Annotated in this window: 17 protein-coding genes and 1 pseudogene; 10 read left to right on the top strand and 8 right to left on the bottom strand. The window is 71.6% G+C overall.

Translation table 11 applies throughout. From position 1 onward, the window contains the following. Positions 1-258 precede the first annotated feature (258 nt). The gene (locus tag VYL96_RS02445; protein WP_061227537.1) at positions 259-636 is read left to right on the top strand and encodes a WhiB family transcriptional regulator; all 378 of its coding nucleotides are present in this window, start codon (positions 259-261) and stop codon (positions 634-636) included. A 116-nt stretch (positions 637-752) separates the two neighbouring features. Here VYL96_RS02445 and VYL96_RS02450 read toward each other — a convergent pair whose 3' ends face one another. After that, on the bottom strand, positions 753-1,862 hold the full coding sequence (locus tag VYL96_RS02450; protein WP_007629903.1) for an ArsA family ATPase: 1,110 nt from the start codon (positions 1,860-1,862) through the stop codon (positions 753-755). 1 nt (position 1,863) lies between these two features. Further along, positions 1,864-2,919: an ATPase BagA gene (locus VYL96_RS02455; RefSeq protein ID WP_007629905.1), complete on the bottom strand. Its 1,056-nt coding sequence runs from the start codon at positions 2,917-2,919 to the stop codon at positions 1,864-1,866. Positions 2,920-2,985: 66 nt separating this feature from the next. On the opposite strand from VYL96_RS02455, the gene VYL96_RS02460 reads away from it, so the two are divergent. The 4 genes from VYL96_RS02460 to VYL96_RS02475 all read left to right on the top strand — a co-directional run bounded on the left by VYL96_RS02460 (position 2,986) and on the right by VYL96_RS02475 (position 5,734). Continuing rightward, complete coding sequence (locus VYL96_RS02460; protein WP_007629907.1) at positions 2,986-3,156, top strand: DUF4177 domain-containing protein; 171 nt, start codon at positions 2,986-2,988, stop codon at positions 3,154-3,156. Next, positions 3,156-3,635, top strand: a complete 480-nt coding sequence (locus tag VYL96_RS02465; RefSeq protein ID WP_007629909.1) for a RidA family protein — start codon at positions 3,156-3,158, stop codon at positions 3,633-3,635. The genes VYL96_RS02460 and VYL96_RS02465 overlap by 1 nt, the downstream gene beginning before the upstream one ends. Before the next feature lie 2 nt (positions 3,636-3,637). After that, positions 3,638-4,498, top strand: coding sequence for an MBL fold metallo-hydrolase (locus VYL96_RS02470; RefSeq protein ID WP_131885807.1), 861 nt, complete (start codon positions 3,638-3,640; stop codon positions 4,496-4,498). Positions 4,499-4,744: 246 nt separating this feature from the next. Further along, positions 4,745-5,734 carry a type IV toxin-antitoxin system AbiEi family antitoxin domain-containing protein gene (locus tag VYL96_RS02475; RefSeq protein ID WP_061227533.1) on the top strand — a complete coding sequence of 330 codons (990 nt, stop codon included), beginning with the start codon at positions 4,745-4,747 and terminating at the stop codon, positions 5,732-5,734. Positions 5,735-5,867: 133 nt separating this feature from the next. On the opposite strand, the gene VYL96_RS02480 is transcribed toward VYL96_RS02475, so the two are convergent. Further along, the gene (locus tag VYL96_RS02480) at positions 5,868-6,572 is read right to left on the bottom strand and encodes a Crp/Fnr family transcriptional regulator (protein ID WP_131885808.1); all 705 of its coding nucleotides are present in this window, start codon (positions 6,570-6,572) and stop codon (positions 5,868-5,870) included. Positions 6,573-6,896: 324 nt separating this feature from the next. Here VYL96_RS02480 and nth point away from each other — a divergent pair, with 324 nt between their 5' ends. The 4 genes and pseudogenes from nth (at position 6,897) to VYL96_RS02500 (ending at position 10,517) form a co-directional block, all read left to right on the top strand. Continuing rightward, the gene (gene nth, locus VYL96_RS02485; protein ID WP_050797164.1) at positions 6,897-7,688 is read left to right on the top strand and encodes an endonuclease III; all 792 of its coding nucleotides are present in this window, start codon (positions 6,897-6,899) and stop codon (positions 7,686-7,688) included. Next, positions 7,685-8,377, top strand: coding sequence for a TlpA family protein disulfide reductase (locus VYL96_RS02490; protein WP_007629921.1), 693 nt, complete (start codon positions 7,685-7,687; stop codon positions 8,375-8,377). Before nth ends, VYL96_RS02490 begins: the two co-directional genes overlap by 4 nt. 89 nt (positions 8,378-8,466) lie before the next feature. After that, positions 8,467-9,132, top strand: a pseudogene (locus tag VYL96_RS02495) (NUDIX hydrolase); the annotation flags it as partial. Between the two features lie 188 nt (positions 9,133-9,320). After that, positions 9,321-10,517, top strand: a complete 1,197-nt coding sequence (locus VYL96_RS02500; RefSeq protein WP_131885809.1) for a MarP family serine protease — start codon at positions 9,321-9,323, stop codon at positions 10,515-10,517. A 202-nt stretch (positions 10,518-10,719) separates the two neighbouring features. On the opposite strand, the gene VYL96_RS02505 is transcribed toward VYL96_RS02500, so the two are convergent. From VYL96_RS02505 to VYL96_RS02520, 4 genes are all read right to left on the bottom strand, one after another. Next, on the bottom strand, positions 10,720-11,589 hold the full coding sequence (locus VYL96_RS02505; RefSeq protein ID WP_197471212.1) for an alpha/beta hydrolase: 870 nt from the start codon (positions 11,587-11,589) through the stop codon (positions 10,720-10,722). A 95-nt stretch (positions 11,590-11,684) separates the two neighbouring features. Next, on the bottom strand, positions 11,685-12,203 hold the full coding sequence (locus tag VYL96_RS02510; protein ID WP_131885810.1) for a phage holin family protein: 519 nt from the start codon (positions 12,201-12,203) through the stop codon (positions 11,685-11,687). Between the two features lie 81 nt (positions 12,204-12,284). Further along, positions 12,285-14,252, bottom strand: coding sequence for an acetate--CoA ligase (acs, locus tag VYL96_RS02515; RefSeq protein ID WP_131885811.1), 1,968 nt, complete (start codon positions 14,250-14,252; stop codon positions 12,285-12,287). Between the two features lie 154 nt (positions 14,253-14,406). Then, positions 14,407-15,249 carry a PRC-barrel domain-containing protein gene (locus VYL96_RS02520; protein WP_131885812.1) on the bottom strand — a complete coding sequence of 281 codons (843 nt, stop codon included), beginning with the start codon at positions 15,247-15,249 and terminating at the stop codon, positions 14,407-14,409. 146 nt (positions 15,250-15,395) lie between these two features. Here VYL96_RS02520 and VYL96_RS02525 point away from each other — a divergent pair, with 146 nt between their 5' ends. Continuing rightward, the gene (locus VYL96_RS02525; RefSeq protein WP_061227526.1) at positions 15,396-16,154 is read left to right on the top strand and encodes a Fic family protein; all 759 of its coding nucleotides are present in this window, start codon (positions 15,396-15,398) and stop codon (positions 16,152-16,154) included. A 461-nt stretch (positions 16,155-16,615) separates the two neighbouring features. On the opposite strand, the gene VYL96_RS02530 is transcribed toward VYL96_RS02525, so the two are convergent. After that, entirely contained in the window at positions 16,616-17,449 is an 834-nt protein-coding gene (locus VYL96_RS02530) for an HAD family hydrolase (protein ID WP_083324205.1), read from the bottom strand. Positions 17,450-17,848: the final 399 nt, after the last annotated feature.

Genomic DNA, 17,848 nt, shown 5'->3' on the forward strand with positions numbered 1-17,848 from the left:
CGCCCAGAGTACGTGACAGGCTCCGCCGGACCACCCCGTGAGCAGGGTTCCGGTGTCAACTCTTTACTTCTGTTGTGTGACTGCGGTAACAATATGAGGGAACGCGGGACGTTCCGGACCGAAATGGGGTCGATCTCCTCCGACCCCGGTGCGGGCGCACCGCGTACACAGTGAGCCCGCCGCGCCGGGCGGGCTCAGAAGGCCGGAGGCGTGTGCGGTGAACCCGCCCACGCCTTCACACAGACTAGGGGTTTTTCGATGACGGCTACCCTCCCCGGGACCACCCGCTCCTCCGGTAACGGGGTCCGCCCCGGCTCAAGCAACCCCCTCGGCTCCGAGGAGGTCATCATCGGTGAGGGGCGCCAGGAATGGGTCGCCCAAGCCCGCTGCAAGGACATCGACCCCGACGAGCTGTTCGTCCGCGGTGCCGCCCAGCGTAAGGCCGCCTCCATCTGCCGCCACTGCCCGGTACTCCTGCAGTGCCGGGCGGACGCGCTGGACAACCGCGTCGAGTTCGGCGTGTGGGGCGGGATGACCGAGCGTCAACGACGTGCCCTGCTCAAGCAGCATCCCGAGGTGCGGTCCTGGGCCGATTTCTTCGCCCAGCAGATCGAGCGGCACTCCGCCGCCTACTGAGTCAGCTCAGCCCCGGGCGTCGACGCCCCCTCGCGTCGTCACCCATCACCCCGACCGGCTACCCGACGCGGCCCGCGACATCTGACGCGGGCCGCGTTCGCGTATCCCGGCCCCGGTCAGCCGCAGAGCTGGTCGCCCACCGAGCGCAGCGCCTCGAGGTTGGAGATCTCGAACGGTAGCGACGGCACGCCGACGATCCGCACGTCCGGATGCGTGTCGGTGAACGACTCGAGCAGCCGCAGCTCCTGCTTGGCGGTGCCGGCCCGGTCGGCGTGGATGCGCAGGACCGCCTCGGCCTCCGCGTTCCGGCCGCTCAGCCGGTCGGCGGCCGCGCAGGCCTGCTCGGCACTCAGGTCGGTCAGCCGCGGGTGGGTCCGGTTCACCACGACGCCCGCGAGCGGCATGCGTTCCTCTGCCAGTCGCTCGGCGAAGTAGGCGGCCTCGCGCAACGCGGGCCGCTCAGCGGAGGAGACCACGAGGAACTCGGTGCCCTTGCGGCGCAGGATCGCCTGGGTCCGGGCAGCGCGCGTGGTGAAGCCGCCGAACGTGGAGTCCAGTGCCACCACGACCTCGGAGGCGTCCTTGAGCATCGACGAGCCCACCACGGCCGACACCCCGCGCATGGCGGTGCTCATCGCGCCGGAGACGAGGCGCCCCACCCCGCGCCCGGGGGTCGAGAGCAGGCGCATGAGACGGCTGTCGAGGAACGCGCCGAGTCGGCGCGGGGCGTCGAGGAAGTCCAGGGCGTTGCGCGAGGGAGGGGTGTCGACGACGACGAGGTCCCACGCCGAGTCGTCGAGCAGCTGCCCGAGCTTCTCCATGGCCATGTACTCCTGGGTCCCCGCGAACGAGGTGACCATGGTCTTGTAGAAGCGGTTGTCGAGGATGGCGCGGGCGTTCTCCTCGGAGGTGTTGGCCACGACGAGCTCGTCGAACGTCCGCCGCATGTCGAGTATCATCGCGTGCAGCGACCCGGCGTCGGCGGGTGTGTCCGGTCCCAGCCGGACGGGCGCGGGCTCGTTGGAGAGCTCGTCGATCCCGAGGGCCTGCGCGAGGCGGCGGGCCGGGTCGATCGTCAGCACGACCGTGTCGCGGCCGAGTTCGGCGGCCCGCAGCGCGACCGCGGCGGCGGTGGTGGTCTTGCCCACGCCGCCGGCGCCGGTGCACACCACAACGCGGGTGGCGGGGTCGGTGAGCATGGCCGTGATGTCGAGACGACGTGTCATGTCAGTGCACTCCCTGGTCGACGAGGGCGGAGGCGAGGTCGTACAGGTCGGCGACCTCCACCCCGTGGGGCAGGGCCGGCAGGACGAGGGTGGGGCAGGCGGCCGACGTCAGCGTCTCGCCCGCCCGGAGTTGCCCGCGGGCGACGCGGGCGTGCTCGATGGCCTGCACCAGCAGCCCCTCGAAGCCCTCGTCGTCGACCTCCACCCCGGTCTCGTCCAGGCCGGCGCGCACCGCCTCGGCGTCGATGTCCTCCTCGGCGATCCGCATGAGCGCCTCGTCGTCCAGGTGCCGCGTCTCGGCGCGGTTGATGATCACCTGGCCGACACGCAGGCCGTGGCTCTTGAGCTCGTCGATCGCCTCGAGCGTCTCCTGCACGGGCAGGGACTCCAGCAGCGTCACCAGGTGCACGACCGTCCTCGGCGAGTGCACCAGTTCGGACACGGCCTCGGCCTGGCGCCGGATGGGTCCGCCCCCGCCGGCGAGGTCGGCCATCGCGGTGGTGACGTCGAGGAACTTGCCGATCCGGCCGGTGGGCGGCGCGTCCACGACCACCGCGTCGTAGACGACCTCGCGCTTGGCGTGCTCGCGCGTGACGACCTCGTAGATCTTGCCGGTGAGCAACACGTCCTTGAGGCCGGGCGCGATGGTGGTGGCGAACTCGATGGCGCCCACCGACTTCATCACCTTGCCCACCACGCCGAGGCGGTAGAAGGTGTCGAGGTAGTCGAGCATCGCCGACTCGATGTCGATGGCCAGCGCGAACACCTTGCCGCCGCCGTCCACCCGCGCGACGAGCTCCTCGCTGTAGGGCAGCGGTTCGCGGTCGAAGGTCCGGGCGATGCCCTGGCGCTCCTCGACCTCCACCAGTAGTACGCGCTTGCCGGTCGAGGCGAGGGCCAGCGCGAGCGAGGTGGCGACCGTCGTCTTGCCCGTCCCGCCCTTCCCGGACACGTAGTGCAACTCGGCCCGCTCGGAGCTGTCCGACCATCCGGTGGACAGCGCATCGGCGATGGTCGCCCGTGTCGACCGCGTACCTGGGTTCTCAGTGGACGGCATGGCCCCCACACTAAGCGCTCACACCACCGCGCGCGGGACGCTCGTCACTTACCTAGAGTGGGGCCCATGAGCGAATCCACCGGAACAGACCGGTTCGAATACGTCACCGTGCCGCTGCTGACGCACGCCACCAAGCAGATCCTCGACCAGTGGGGGAGCGACGGCTGGGAGCTGGTCTCCGTGCTGCCCGGCCCGACGGGCGAGCAGCATGTCGCCTACATGAAGCGACGGCTCTGATGCCCGAGCCCGAGTCCGGGGGCTACTGGAGCCGCAAGCTCGAGCAGCTCGGCGTAGAGCTGCCGACGGTCGTCCCGCCGGTCGCCAACTACGTCCCCGCCGTCCGGGCGGGCACGTTCGTCTACACCTCGGGCCAGCTGCCCATGGTCGACGGCACGCTGGCCGCCACCGGCAAGGTGGGGGCCGAGGTCGACCCCGAGCAGGCCGCCGACCTGGCGCGCACGTGCGCACTCAACGCGCTGGCCGCCGTCGACGCGCTCGTCGGCATCGACGCCGTGGTGAAGATCGTCAAGGTCGTCGGCTTCGTCGCCTCGGCGCCCGGCTTCAACGGGCAGCCCGCGGTGGTCAACGGTGCGTCCGACGTTCTCGGTGAGCTCTTCGGCGACGCCGGCGTCCACGCCCGCTCGGCCGTCGGCGTCTCCGAGCTGCCGCTCGACGCGCCCGTCGAGGTCGAGCTGGTCGTCGAGGTCGAGGTCTAGCCATGTCCGCAGGACTGACCCCGATCAGTTTCCCGGCGTACGAGACGCTCCGGCCCGTCACGGACCTGTCCGGGGTCATCCTCTGCGACAACCCCTCCGAGATGACCTTCGAGGGGACCAACACGGTCGTCCTGCGGGCCCCCGGGTCGCCCACCTGCGTGGTGGTGGATCCCGGGCCCGACGACCGCGCGCACGCCGAGCGGATCGCGGCGATCGTGGGGGAGATCGAGCTCGTCGTCGTCACCCATCGCCACGGTGACCACACCGACGGCATCGATCACCTGCGCGCCTTCACCACCGCCCCCGTCCGGGCCGTCGATGAACGGTTCTGTCGCGACGCCGCACCGTTGGTGACGGACGGCGACGACGACGAGGTGATCCACGCCGCCGGACTGGACATCACCGCGGTGGGCACGCCGGGGCACACGGCCGATTCGGTCAGCCTCGAGGTGCGGCCCGCGGGCGCCGGGTTCACCGCCCGGCCGGACTGCGTGGTCCTCGGTGACACGATCCTCGGCAGGGATTCGACCGTGCTCGACTCGACCGACGGCGATCTCGGCGACTACCTGGGCAGCATGGACCTGCTCGCCGCGCGGGCCGACGGGGTGATCGGCATCCCCGGCCACGGGCCCGACGTCGAGAACACCGGCCGCGCCGCGCAGGTCCTCGGGCAGCACCGGCGCGATCGGCTCGAGCAGATCATCGCCGCGCGGGCCGAGTTGGGCCGAGACGCCTCCGCCGAGGCGATCACGCAGCACATCTACCGCGACGTGACGCCGTTCCTGCTGAAGGTGGCCGAGCAGTCGACCAAGGTGGCGCTGCGCTACCTCGACCGCCTCGACCGCCCTGACGCGGAGGCCTGAGCCGGGCCGGCCTGCCCGGGGCGCCGGCCCGGCCTGCCCCACCCCGTATCCGCTACCCGCCCTCCGGATCCGCTACCCGCACAGGAGTAGTGGATCCCCAGTGGGAGTAGCGGATCTCGGGGAGGGCGGGGTGATGGGCCGGGGTGTCGACCCGCGTTGTCCACAGGGCCGGGCGTCTCCACAGGAGGCCGGCCCGCGAGGCCCTGAACCGCCGGGACGTGGCGACACCGGCGGGACGATGTCCGCATGAACACCTCGACACCCGCCCGGAACCGCCCCACCCGCCTGTCGACGTACGCCGATCTGGCGAGGGGCGGCCTGACCCACGCCGACATCGCACGGCTGATCGCGAACGGCGAGCTCAGACGTGTCCGCACCGGGGTCTACGCTCACGCCGCGGACGACGCCGGCCCGGACGGCCGATCGCCCGGTGAACCCGCCTATGAGCGGCGTCGCCGGGTGTTCGTCGAACGCACGGCGGCCGCAGCGCGAGCGGTGGAACCGGGGACGGTCTTCTCCCACGCCTCGGCGCTGGCCCTGCACGGGCTACCGCTCCACGGGATGGTGCTCGATCGTCCCACCGCCACTCGTCACCGCGCGGGCGGCGGGAGTCGTCGCAGCTCCGCGCTCATCGTCGCGAACCTGCCGCTCGACGGGGTGGTGCAAATGCTCGACGGCATACCGGTGACCTCGCCGGCCCGGACGATCGTCGACGTGGCCCGGACGTCCGGGTTGGAGAGCGGGGTGTGCGCGGCGGACCAGGCCATCCGCCGAGGCCTCTGCACCCGGTTCGACCTGCAGGTGGAGGCCGAGGCGGCGAAGGGGAGAACGGGCGTCTCCCGGGCGCGGGCCCTGCCCGAGCGGACCTCCGGGCTGGCCGAGTCAGTGCTGGAGACGCTGATCCGGCTCATCCTGGTGATGGCGGGGCTGCCGGAGCCCGAGCTGCAGGTGCGGCTGGCGGTGCGCGGAGGCAAGAGGTTCCGGGTGGACTTCTTCTGGCCGCAGTGGCGCCTGATCGGCGAGGCGGACGGCTTCGGCAAGTACGGGACGGAACCGGAGGAGATCCGCCGGAACTGGGCTGCCGAGCGGCGCAGGCAGGCCCAGTTGGAGGACGCCGGATACGTGGTGATCCGGTGGACGTGGGCGGACCTGCAGGATCCCCGGGCGATCGTCCGTCGAGTCCGTGAGGAGATGTGGCGGCAGGAACGACTCGGGCTCGGCCCGAACTCTGCTTGATAGAGAAAATCCGCTACTCCGACCCGGGATCCGCTACCCATGTCGGGGTAGCGGATCCGGAGTCCGGGTAGCGGATTTCGGACGGGGTCCGGGGTGGGCCGCGACGGGTGGGGCTGAGCCGGCCCGACCAGCGTCAGCGGGCGCGGCGGGCCAGGCGCTCGGTGTCCGAGATGATGACGCTCTTGCCCTCGAGCCGCAGCCAGCCGCGGTGCGCGAACTCGGCCAGCGCCTTGTTCACCGTCTCGCGGGAGGCGCCGACGAGCTGGGCGATCTCCTCCTGCGTGAGGTCGTGCGTCACGCGGATGTTGCCGCCCTCCTGCGTGCCGAAGCGCTGCGCCAGCTGGAGCAGGGCCTTGGCCACGCGACCGGGGACGTCGGTGAAGATGAGGTCGGCCAGGTTGTTGTTGGTGCGGCGCAGGCGGCGGGCCAACACGCGCAGCAGCTGGTCGGAGATCTCGGGCCGCTCGGCGATCCACCGCTTGAGGGCGGAGCGGTCCATGGCCTGGACGGTGACGTCGGTGACGCACACGGCCGACGAGGTCCGCGGGCCCGGGTCGAAGATCGACAGCTCGCCGAACATGTCCGACGGACCGAGGATGGACAGCAGGTTCTCGCGGCCGTCGGGCGCCTTGCGGGACAGCTTCACCTTCCCGGAGGTGACGATGTACAGGCTGTCGCCCTGCTCGCCCTCGCGGATGATCACGTCACCCTTCGAGTACTCCTCGCGGGTCAGATCGGCACGCAGAGCGGAGACCGCCGCGGGCTCCACACCCTGGAAGATTCCGGCACTGGTGAGGACGTCGTCGGCAGACTGGTCCGTGCGGCGATCAATCGTCACAGTCTGTGACCCTCCGTTCGGGCGGGGACATGCTCGTCCGCGCCATGGCGTGCGTGTGGCGAAAGCCACTGTAGTCGTTCACGCGTCGAGGTGTGGTCGACGCGCGGTCAGCGGGATGATTCAGGCCTCGATCTGTTCGGGTTCGGCGAGGATCGCGTTCTCGAATCGGTCCATGAGAAGCGCGAACCCGGCGAGCAGCACCGGCACGAGGACGACGAGGATTCCCTGCATGCCCATGATTATCCACCGCCGACCGCGCGGCCGCACACGTGCCCGTCCGGAGCGGCGCGGCGCCGTGGGCAGGCGGAGCCGTAATGTGGACTCATGCCCGACCCCGCTCCAGCCGTGAAGCGCCGCAGACGAGGGGTGGCCGCGAGGGGGGTGGAAACCGACCTCGGGCGCACCCGGCGCGCCAGGCGCATGCTGCGCACTCTCGAGGAGGCGTTCCCGCACGTCTACTGCGAGCTCGACTTCACCACCCCGCTCGAGCTCTCCGTCGCCACGATTCTGTCCGCGCAGTGCACGGACAAGCGGGTCAACGAGGTCACCCCGGCGCTGTTCCGCCGCTACAGGACAGCGGCGGACTACGCGGGTTCGGACCGCGAGGAGCTGGAGGAGCTCATCCGCCCGACGGGCTTCTACCGCAACAAGGCGCGGAGCATCCAGGGCCTCGGCGCGGCCCTGGTGGAGAGGTACGACGGCGAGGTGCCGCAGCGGCTCGAGGACCTGGTCACCCTCCCTGGCTTCGGGCGCAAAACCGCGAACGTGGTGCTGGGTAACGCTTTCGGCATCCCGGGGCTGCCCGTCGACACTCACTTCATCCGGTTGGTGAACCGCTGGAAGTGGACGGACGCCACCGACGCGGTCCGCATCGAGCGGGAGGTGTCGCAGATGCTGCCCCGGACCTCCTGGACCGACGCGAGTCACCGGATCATCTTCCACGGTCGCCGGGTGTGCCACGCGCGGACCGCGGCCTGCGGGGCGTGTGTCCTGGCCGACGACTGCCCGTCCGCGGGCGAGGCCGGCCCGCTCGATCCGGTCGCGGCCGCCCGCCTCGTGGCGGGACCCGAGCGTGATCACCTCCTCGAGCTGGTGGGACTGGGGGAATACGCGTGAGTGCCTCCACCCGGTGGTCGCTGGTCGCGCTCGTGGCGCTGGTCGGCGTCGTCGTCGCCCTCCTCACCACCTTCGGTGACTCCGGCGACGGTTCCGGTGACCCCACCGCCGCCCCCACCGTTCCCCCCGCCGGTGCCCCCGGGGCGCCGCCGATCGGAGGCCCGCCCGCGGACGAGCCACACACGGTCGTGGACGCCGGGACCCGCGCCACCGCCGACCTGCCGGCCTGCCGCGACAGCGCCGCGCCCGCCACCACGACCGGCCCCGTCGCCGGCCTCATGGTGCGGTGTATGGACGACGGCTCCACCACCACGCTCGGCAAGATCCAGGCCGGCAAGCCCATGGTCGTCAACATGTGGGCCTACTGGTGCGAGCCGTGCCGACGCGAGCTGCCCGCGATCCAGGACGCGGCCGCCACGCTCGGTGACGACGTCCGGGTGGTCATCTCGCACACCGACCCGTCCGAGACCAAGGGCTTCGACACCCTCGGCGCGCTCGGTATCGACGAACTCGTGTCGGTCTCCGACCACGACGAGGAGCTCCCCACCGTGCTCGGCGCGCCGCCCGTCCTGCCGCTCACCCTCTTCGTACGGGCCGACGGGACGGTCGCCCACGTGCTGGTGCAGCCCATGGACAGCGAGCAGGACGTGCTGGACGCCGTCGCCGAGCACCTGGGGGTGACCGCGTGAGCGAGACCACGAACGACCCGGCGAGCCGTCACGCGCCCCGGCCAGGCGACGTCACCGGCGTCCCGTATCCGGGGTGGATGGACCCGCTGATGGCGGCGTGCACCGACGGCAGCTTCGACGGGCTGCTGCCGCGGCGACGCCCGCCCGAGGACCGCGGGCCCAACGAGGTCGGTCGCCCGCACCGCGACGCCGCCGTGCTGGTGCTGTTCTCGGGTTCACCGGACGCGCCCGGCCCGCAGCCGCCCGAGGACGCGCGGGTCCTGCTCACCCATCGCGCGCCGACCCTGCGTAACCACTCGGGGCAGATCTCCTTCCCCGGCGGCGGGGTCGACGACACCGACAGCGGGCCCGTCGAGGCCGCCCTGCGCGAGGCGTGGGAGGAGACCGGCCTGGACCCGGCCGGCGTCGACGTCCTGGCCGTGCTGCCCGAGCTGTACATCCCCGTGTCCAACTATTCGGTCGCGCCCGTGCTGGGGTACTGGCGTGAGCCGATGGAGGTCGGCGTGGTGGACCCGGGCGAGACCGCGCGCGTGATGACCGTCCCGGTCAACGAGCTGCTCGATCCCGCCAACCGCTTCCTGCTCCGGCACACCACCGGGTGGACCGGCCCCGCGTTCCAGCACGACGATCTGGTGGTGTGGGGCTTCACCGCCGGTATCCTCGCCGCGATGTTCCACTCCGCCGGCTGGGACCTGGAGTGGGACACCGACGACATCCGCGATCTAGAGAAGACCCTGGCCGCGTCCGGCAACGGCGAGCAGCACCGCATGTCGGCGGAGGAGGCCCGGCGCGAGTCCGCGGATCCTCTGGCCGACCGCACCGTCGCCGGAGTGCCCGGGGTGAGGTCCGGGCACGCAGCCGGGGCCGGCGAGGGTGTCGAGACGGCCCCCGACGGCGAAGAGCCCCTCGACCTCCCCGCCGACAACCCCCGCAGGGGACTTCGGTGACGGGCTCACAGTGGCTCGACCTCGCCCTGTTCGCCCTGGCCGCCGCCGCCGCGATCTCCGGTTGGATCAACGGCGCCGCCGCCTCCGGGTTCGCCCTGCTCGGCGTGGGCATCGGTGCGACCTCCGGACTCCTCGTGGCGCCGCACCTGGTCCGCGAGGTCGATTCGGCGCTGGGTCGCCTGGTGGCGGGGTTGGCGATCATCGCGGTGATGGTGATCATCGGGCAGGTCGCCGGTGTGACCATCGGCCGCGCCGCCCGACGCTACATCTCCGGAACCGGCGCCCGACTCCTCGACAGCACGTTGGGCGCGGTGTTCCAATCCGCCGCGATGCTGCTGGTGGCGTGGCTGGTGGCCGTGCCCATCGCCGCTCAGGAGGGCCCGGGGCCCGGTAAGGCGGTGCGGGGTTCGACGGTGCTGGCGAAGATCGACGACGTCGCCCCCGAGCAGCTACAGCGGATCCCGGCCGCGTTCACCCAGGTCCTCGGCACGACCGGGTTCCCGGACATCCTCGGCCCGTTCGGCACCACTCCGCTGCAGGAGGTGCCGCCGCCGGATCCCGTGCTCGCCGGTTCGGAGGTCGTCGCCCGGGTGAAGCCGTCGGTGCTGAAGATCCGTGGCCGGGCCGAGTCGTGCAGCCGCGCGCTGGAGGGCTCCGGCTTCGTGGCCGCGCCCGGGCTCGTCATGACCAACGCGCACGTCGTGGCCGGCACCGGTTCGGTGAGCGTGGTCTCGGGCGACGACGAGCTCGACGCCGAGGTCGTGGTCTACGACTCCTCGGTGGACGTGGCGGTCCTGCGCGTGCCCGGGCTGGACGCGCCGGTCCTGCCGTTCGCCGAGAGCCGCGCCCGCACCGGAGACAACGCGATCGTCGTGGGCTACCCCGGCAACGGGCCGTACCGCCCCGACGCGGCGCGGATCCGCGAGCGCGTGACCCTGCGCGGGCCGGACATCTACCGTGAACAGACCGTCGAGCGCGAGGTCTACATCCTGCGCGGCAGTGTCCGCGAGGGCAATTCGGGCGGCCCGCTGATCACGCCCGAGGGGCAGGTCGTGGGAGTGGTGTTCGGTGCGGCGATGGACGCCGCGGACACCGGGTACGCGCTGACCGTCGAGCAGGTCCTGCCGCAACTGCAGGCGGCGGTCGACGCGCCGGGCGCCGTGCCGACGGGTCCCTGCGTCGGGGTCCGCTGACGCACCCGCGCCATCCCTGCACCCGCGCCATTCCCGCACCGCGATCTGGACGTGATCAGCGAGCTTGTGGACGTAGCCACGTTGCTCCGGAGGCCGTTTTACCACGATAGTTACGACCAAATCCGATATGACGGTGATCTTCGAGCTCCTCGGCCGCGGCCGAGCCGGAGCCTCGCGGGGGCGGAGCGCTCCTCGGGCAGGCTCAGGACGGCGTGGCGCGGCGGGCGAAGTCGACGATCAGGCGGGACGTCTCCGCCGGGGCCTCCATCACCGGGTAGTGGCCGGCGCCGGGGACGAGTTCGCTGCTGAAGTCCGGCGCCCACGCGGACGACGAGCGGACGGTCTCCGGCAGGATGAAGCGGTCCTCGGCGCCGCTGATTCCGAGCACGGGCTGCGAGAGCACGCCCGAGACGGCCCGGCGGAAGTCGCGGCCGTCGGGGCGGAACTGACTACGCACCATCCAGCGACGGCTCTCCAGCGACAGGTGCGCGACCTTCGGGATGAGCATCGCCCGGCGGAGCAGCTCCGCGGTCTCCCGGAAGTCGTCCGTCTCCGGCCACGCGGGTCCGGAGCGGCGGCGGAGCATCTCCTCGACGTCTGCGGCCCCGTCGCGGGTGAGGCGCCGCTCGGGCAGTCGGGGCGCCTGGTCCGCGACCAAGCGGGGCACGAGCGCGCGACGTTGGTGGCGGTCACGGAGGGCGGCGCGGCGGGTGGCGAGTGGGTGCGGGGATCCGACGACGACGAGGCCCCGCACCGCGCGCGGCCGGCGGTATGCGGCGGTCCACGCATAGAAGCCGCCCTCGCCCTGCCCGACGATGACGGCCGACGAATGGCCGAGCGCCCGCACGAGATTCGTGATGTCAGACGCCAGGGTCCAGGCGTCGTAGCCGCGCGGCGGTTTGTCGGAGTCGCCGTGACCGCGCAGGTCGACGGCGACGGCGTGGAAGCCCGCCTCCGCCAGCGCGAGCATGGGAGCGCGCATCGTCCACCAGATCCCGCTCAGACCGTGGACGAGCAGGACCAGCGGCGGCAACTCCCCGGCGACGGCGTCGGCGGGGAGCGCCTCGGCCACGTGCAGGCGGATGCCGTTGGCCGAGACGTCACGATGCCGCCACGACCCGTCGATCCTGACGATCGACGGGTCGGGCGGCCTGTGAGCGGGCGTTTTCAGTTGCGCACGGGGGGTTCGGGCGTGCTGGTGATCCGCACCGTGTGGGGACGCTGCGGCTCGGTGCCCTTGGGCATGGCCAGCTTGAGATCCGATACCGAGTCGATGGTGCGCTGCGGCTTGCGGATCTTCTTGACCTTGCGGTACCCGAGCAGTCCGCACACCGCGGCCAGGAGGACGAGCACCAGGAACACGATGAGGAAGCCCATCCAGTCCCAGCTCTGCGTGCCGAACCACAGCGAGATGAGCTTCGCCCACATGAACACGAACGGGAAGAAGGACATCAGGAGGAGCACGAGAGCGGCCACGAAGAACCCGGACCCTGTGGCGGCCTTCTTCACCTGCTCGGTGATCTCGGTCTTCGCCAACTCGATCTCCGCCCGCATCAGCGTGGAGACGTGGGTCGAGGCGTTCTTGACTAGGGTGCCGATACTGGCGTCGCCCCGGCCGATCGAGTCCGCGTCGTGCAGGGGGATCGAGGCCTCGGTCGGCTTGTGCGTTCCCTGGGCGTGGCTCACGGTTGTTCCTCCATTGTCCGGCGACGGCTGCACCGTCGTCCATCGTGCCACGTCACGTGGCGGCCTTCACCCGCTACCCGGTCAACCGCGCGTGCCCTTCTCGCGGATCTGGTCCATGATCGTCGGATCCGCCAGGGTCGAGGTGTCGCCGCCCTCGCGGCCCTCGGCCATGTCCTTGAGCAGTCGACGCATGATCTTGCCGGAGCGGGTCTTGGGCAGCTCGGGCACGATCGTGATGTCGCGGGGCTTGGCGATCGGGGAGATCTCGCGCGACACCTCGGCGCGCAGTTCGTCGATGAGCTTCTGTTGATCCTCCTCGGCGCCCACGTTGCCGCGCAGGATGACGTACGCCACGATCGCCTGACCGGTGGTCTCGTCGTCCGCGCCGACCACGGCCGCCTCGGCGACCGCCTGGTGACCGACGAGCGCCGACTCGACCTCGGAGGTCGAGATGCGGTGGCCGGAGATGTTCATGACGTCGTCGACGCGGCCGAGCACCCACAGGGCGCCGTCCGAGTCCCACTTCGCGCCGTCACCGGCGAAGTAGTACCCCTCCTCGGCGAAGCGCGACCAGTAGGTGTCGCGGTAGCGCTCCATGTCGCCCCAGATGCCGCGGAGCATCGCGGGCCACGGCTCGGTGAGAACGAGGAAGCCCTGCTCGTCCGCGGGGACCTCCTTGGCGTCCCCGTCGACGATCGCCGCCGAGATCCCGGGAAGGGGTCGCATCGCCGACCCCGGCTTGGTCTCGGTGATGCCCGGCAGCGGCGAGATCATGATCGCGCCGGTCTCGGTCTGCCACCACGTGTCGACGATGGGGGCCTTCCCGCCGCCGATGTTCTCGCGGTACCAGCGCCACGCCTCCGGGTTGATCGGCTCGCCGACCGAACCGAGGAGGCGGATCGACGACAGGTCGTGGGCTGCCGGGATCTCCTTGCCCCACTTCATGAACGTGCGGATCAGGGTCGGCGCCGCGTAGTAGATCGAGACGCCGTACTTCTCGATGATCTGGAAGTGGCGGTGCTCGTCGGGGGAGTTGGGTGTGCCCTCGTAGACGATGCACTCGGCGCCGTTGGCCAGCGGGGCGTACACGCCGTAGGTGTGGCCGGTGACCCAGCCGACGTCCGCCGTGCACCAGTAGACGTCCTCGCCGGGCTTGTGGTCGAAGACGTTGTGGTGCGTGTACGCGGCCTGGGTGAGGTACCCGCCGGAGGTGTGGACGATGCCCTTGGGCTTGCCGGTCGTGCCCGAGGTGTAGAGCAGGAACAGGGGGTGCTCGGAGTCGAAGGCCTCCGGGGCGTGCTCGGTGGACTGCTCGGGGATGACCTCGTCCCACCACACGTCGCGTCCCTCGGTCCACTCGACGTCGAGGCCGGTGCGGCGCACGACGAGCACGTTCTCCACCGACTCGGCGGGGCCGTCCACGCCCTCGAGGTTCCCGGCCAGGGCGTCGTCGACGCCGGCCTTGAGCGGGGCGGGCTTGCCGCGGCGGAACTGGCCGTCGGCGGTGATGACGAGCTTGGCCTGGGCGTCGTCGACTCGCGAGCGCAGGGCCGCGGGCGAGAAGCCGGCGAAGACGACGGAGTGGGTCAGGCCCAGCCGCGCGCACGCGAGCATCGCGATGTAGACCTCGGGCAGCAGCGGCATGTAGATCGCCACCCGGTCGCCGGCGACCAGGCCGAGCGAGCTGAGGTAGTTGGCGGTCCGGCTGACCTCGTCCTTGAGTTCGGCGTACGTGATGTCGCGGGCGTCGTCGGTGGGCTCGCCGATCCAGTGGATGGCGACGCGGTCACCGTTGCCCGCCTCGACGTGTCGGTCGACGCAGTTGTAGGCGACGTTGAGCTTGCCGCCGACGAACCACTTGGCGACAGGGGCGTCGGACCAGTCCAGCACCTCGGACCACTCGGTGTCCCAGTCGAGACGACGGGCCTGCTCCTCCCAGAACGCCAGACGGTCGTTCGCGGCACTGTCGTACAGGTCTGCCTGCGCGTTGGCCTGGGCGGCGAAGTCGGGATCGGGCGCGAAAGACGGGGTGTGCTCGGGAGCGGTCATCAGCGGCTCTCTCTCGGGGATGAGGTTTCACGGACGGCCGGGCTCGCCACGGCGGACGTGACCGGACCGATGCCTGTGAGCGTAGTCACATGCACCCCGTCGTGTCGGGCAACCCACCCGCGGGGGTATGACGGGGGAATCCCGCCTACGGCCATCAGCCGCGACGCGGTTCCGGGCCCTTGGCGCCGGTCTCATCGTCTCGGTCCGCGGCCGGGGCCGCGGGGCCCGGGCCGGAGGCCTTCGCGGGCGCGGGGGAGTCGGCGGTCTCATCGCCGTCGGTCGACCTCGTCGTCGTCGACCCCTTACCGTCCCGGCGCGCCGACGCCGGGTCCGCCGCGGCGTCCTCGGCCGCTCCCGGCGTCGCGGTGTTCTTGTCCGCGCTCGGCGTCGCGGTGGCGTTGGCAGCGTCTCCGTCCTTCCGCGCGTCCTTCGCTGCGCCCGCGCCCGCGCCTGCGGCCTTGGCGGCGGATTCCGCGCCCGCGCCGGCGGTCTTGGCGGCGGCCTTCTCACCGGCGCCGGCGGTCTCGGCGGCGGCCTCCGCACCCCCGCCGGTGCCCGCGGTCTCCTTCGCGGCGCCCGTCGACGCGGTCTTCCCGTCGCCCTTCGCAGGCTTTCCGGCCTCACCCGTCGCCGCACCCGCCGCCGGACCGGACGACTGCGCGGCCGTGCCGCGGAGGCGCGTGGGCGTCTCGATGCCGTAGTACTCGAGCAGCTTGGCCTCCTGCTCGGGGGTGAGGGCGTCCTCGGTGTTGTCGGGGCGCGGGGAGTCGCGGATGACGGCGCGGGTGTGGTCGACGTGGAGTTCGTCGTCGAGGAGCCGCGCCCCGTGGAGGGGGACGATCGCGTCGGCGGAGAAGATGCCGGTCGAGACGGCCGCGAATGTGATCTTGCCGCTGGCGTCGTCCACGTAGACCTGGCGCACCGCGCCGATCTTGGCCCCCGTCGAGTCGAAGGCGGTCGCGTCGAGCAGTGCGTCGAGCTGGTCCTTGAGGTTCACGCGGATCTCCGGGGTGTCGAGGGTGGGCGGGCGGTGCCGGCGCGGGCCCCGACCGGGTGGAGGTGATTACACCAGCTCCACACCGGTTGAGGCAGCTGAAAATTGCCTGTGTCGGCCGATTGTGACCCGATGGGTAACCTCGACCCGTGACCTCCGCAGCTCCCGACCCGCTCGCCCCGCTGACCGCCCTGCCGGGCGTGGCCGAGGCCGCGGACACCGCCCGCGACGCCCTCGCCGCGGTGCACCGGCACCCCGCCAACCGCCGCGGATGGCCCACCACCGCCGCCGAATCGGTCCTGCGCGGGGCCCGCGCCTCCGCCGGAGTCGAGGGCGCGTCCGTCCGTCTGGACAGCGACGGCGAGCCCGACGAGATCCTGTCCGGCGCCCTGCGGGTCGCCGGTGAACTCACCGGCGAGTCCCTGGATCGTGCCGTCGCCGTGTGGACCCGCTCGCCGCTGCAGGAGCTCGCCCACCTGCATCTCCTCGCCGCGGCCCGGCCCGACGTCGACCCGCAGACGCTGGGCCGCCCCCGCGCCGGAGATGGCGTGGCCGAGCGACTCCAGGGCCTGGCCGGGCTCGTCACCGGCGGCACGCGCGTGCCGGCACCGGTGCTCGCCGCGGTCGTGCTGGGGGAACTCTCCGGGCTCGCGCCGTTCGGTTCGGCCGACGGGATCGTCGCCCGCGCCGCGTTCCGGCTGGTCGCGGTGTCCACCGGCCTCGACCCGCACTGCCTGGGCGTGCCCGAGGTGACCTTCTACCGCGACCCGGAGGCCTACCGCGCCGCCGTCGCCGGCTTCATGGCGGGGACCGAGGAAGGCGTCGCCGCCTGGATCCTCTACTGCTGTAAGGCGCTGGAGGCGGGGGCTCGTGAGGCCACCTCGATCGCCGATGCCGCCGGGGCCTGACACGCGAACGGCGGGTCGGGTCTGGCGCGCGCACGGCGCACTGGCTTGACACGCGAACGGCGGGTCGGCCGAAGCCGACCCGCCAACTCACTGCGGTTCATCGAGAGATCCGGGTACCAAGCGTCCTGTCGTCCGCCGTGTCGCCGGCCCGGGACAACCGTCGGTGACGGCTGGCGCGGACCCACGGCTGGTGTTGCCTCTCGGGCGTTATCCGTCGCGTGGGTTTCCGAACGTCGATGACGGTAGATCAGGCGGGGGGCCGTGACTTCTCTTCCGTCGCGGTCCTGGCGTCCTCACCACCGTGCCTTGAGCATGCCGTCGAGCACCCTGCCGGGGCGATGGTGGGAACCCCCAAAGAACCCGCCGACTCCTCGGTCGATCCGGCTATCGCTTCTGACTCCGTCCGCGGCCCACGATGAGTGATTGGGGCGTCGGCGGATCTACCGCACCGGGCCGTGCAGCTACGGCGCCGCCCGCCTCGCACCACGCGCGAACGCGGCGGCCGCCGCGCTCATCGCCACGACGATGGCTCCGACACCCACGATCGGCCCCGTCGCCCTCTCGAGCGTCGGCAGCAGCGGGGTGGGGTTGGAGAACGTCAGGATCGGCCAACCCCGCTCGAGCGCTTCGCGGCGCAGCGCGCGGTCGGGATTGATCACCGTCGGATGGCCCACCAGCTCGAGCATCGGCAGGTCGGTCGAGGAGTCGGAGTAGGCGTAGCTCGCGTCGAGGTCGTAACCGTACCGGTCGGCGAACCCGCGGATGGCCTCCGCCTTGCCGGGGCCCTGGCAGTAGAACTCGATCTCCCCGCCGTACCGGCCGTTCTCGTCGCGGTTCATGCGGGTGCCGGCGTAGTGGTCCACCCCGAGCATGCGGGCGATCGGCGCGACCAGTTCCTCGCCCGACGCGGACACGATCACCAGGTCGTGGCCCAGCGCGCGGTGTTCGGCGAGCAGTTCCTGCGCCTCGGCGTACACGGTGGGCGAGACTTTCTCGGTGAGCGCCTCGGTGACGATCCGCTCGACCTGCTCGGGCGCCCAGCCCCTGGTGGCGGTCGCCATGGCCTGGCGTACCTTCTGCATCTGCTCGTCGTCGGCGTCGGAGAGGCTGAACGCCAGCTGCGTGTAGGCCAGGTCGATGACCGACCGGCGGGAGAGCAGGCCCTCGTCGAGAAACGACTTGTTGAACGCGAACACCGACGAGGTCGCGATGATCGTCTTGTCGAGGTCGAAGAACGCGGCCACGCGGCGCGGCCGGTGCGAGATCCTGGGGCCCGGTGGGCGGGGGGCGGACACGACACCCACGATACGGTCCTTGTGTTGCCCACGCAGATGGGTGATACTGGATGTGCCCTTAACGGGGCATCCCCCTACAGGTGCTCAGTTCATCCCCCCGAGAACTGAGGCTTTGAGAAACCGCGGCACCCCCTGCCGCGGTTTCTCGCATTTGTGGGTATCCGAAGGCGCCACGGGCATTCGCAGCCGCTCCCCGGGATGGCGTCTCGCACCCGCCGCGGGCTGCGCGAGACGCCATGTTCGCGTGCGGCTGCGATTGGGAAGGCTGGGCGGCTGCGACTGAGCGGGCCCGAAGACCGCGTCGACACCACGGGTGAGTGCGCCACGAGCGCCCCGCCCCGCGCGTTCTCCACAGCCCCGTCCCCCTCCACAGGCCGACCGCCGTCCCGCGTCGCGGCG

It is taken from the genome of Dietzia maris (assembly GCF_036287335.1).
Lineage (GTDB): Bacteria > Actinomycetota > Actinomycetes > Mycobacteriales > Mycobacteriaceae > Dietzia > Dietzia cinnamea.

Excerpts from the sequence above, each read along its gene's own strand:
- VYL96_RS02450 (WP_007629903.1), bottom strand. The coding sequence starts at position 1,862 with ATGACACGTCGTCTCGACATCACGGCCATGCTCACCGACCCCGCCACC.
- VYL96_RS02475 (WP_061227533.1), top strand. The coding sequence starts at position 4,745 with ATGAACACCTCGACACCCGCCCGGAACCGCCCCACCCGCCTGTCGACG.
- VYL96_RS02465 (WP_007629909.1), top strand. The coding sequence starts at position 3,156 with ATGCCCGAGCCCGAGTCCGGGGGCTACTGGAGCCGCAAGCTCGAGCAG.
- VYL96_RS02445 (WP_061227537.1), top strand. The coding sequence starts at position 259 with ATGACGGCTACCCTCCCCGGGACCACCCGCTCCTCCGGTAACGGGGTC.
- VYL96_RS02460 (WP_007629907.1), top strand. The coding sequence starts at position 2,986 with ATGAGCGAATCCACCGGAACAGACCGGTTCGAATACGTCACCGTGCCG.
- VYL96_RS02455 (WP_007629905.1), bottom strand. The coding sequence starts at position 2,919 with ATGCCGTCCACTGAGAACCCAGGTACGCGGTCGACACGGGCGACCATC.
- VYL96_RS02470 (WP_131885807.1), top strand. The coding sequence starts at position 3,638 with ATGTCCGCAGGACTGACCCCGATCAGTTTCCCGGCGTACGAGACGCTC.
- nth (WP_050797164.1), top strand. The coding sequence starts at position 6,897 with ATGCCCGACCCCGCTCCAGCCGTGAAGCGCCGCAGACGAGGGGTGGCC.
- acs (WP_131885811.1), bottom strand. The coding sequence starts at position 14,252 with ATGACCGCTCCCGAGCACACCCCGTCTTTCGCGCCCGATCCCGACTTC.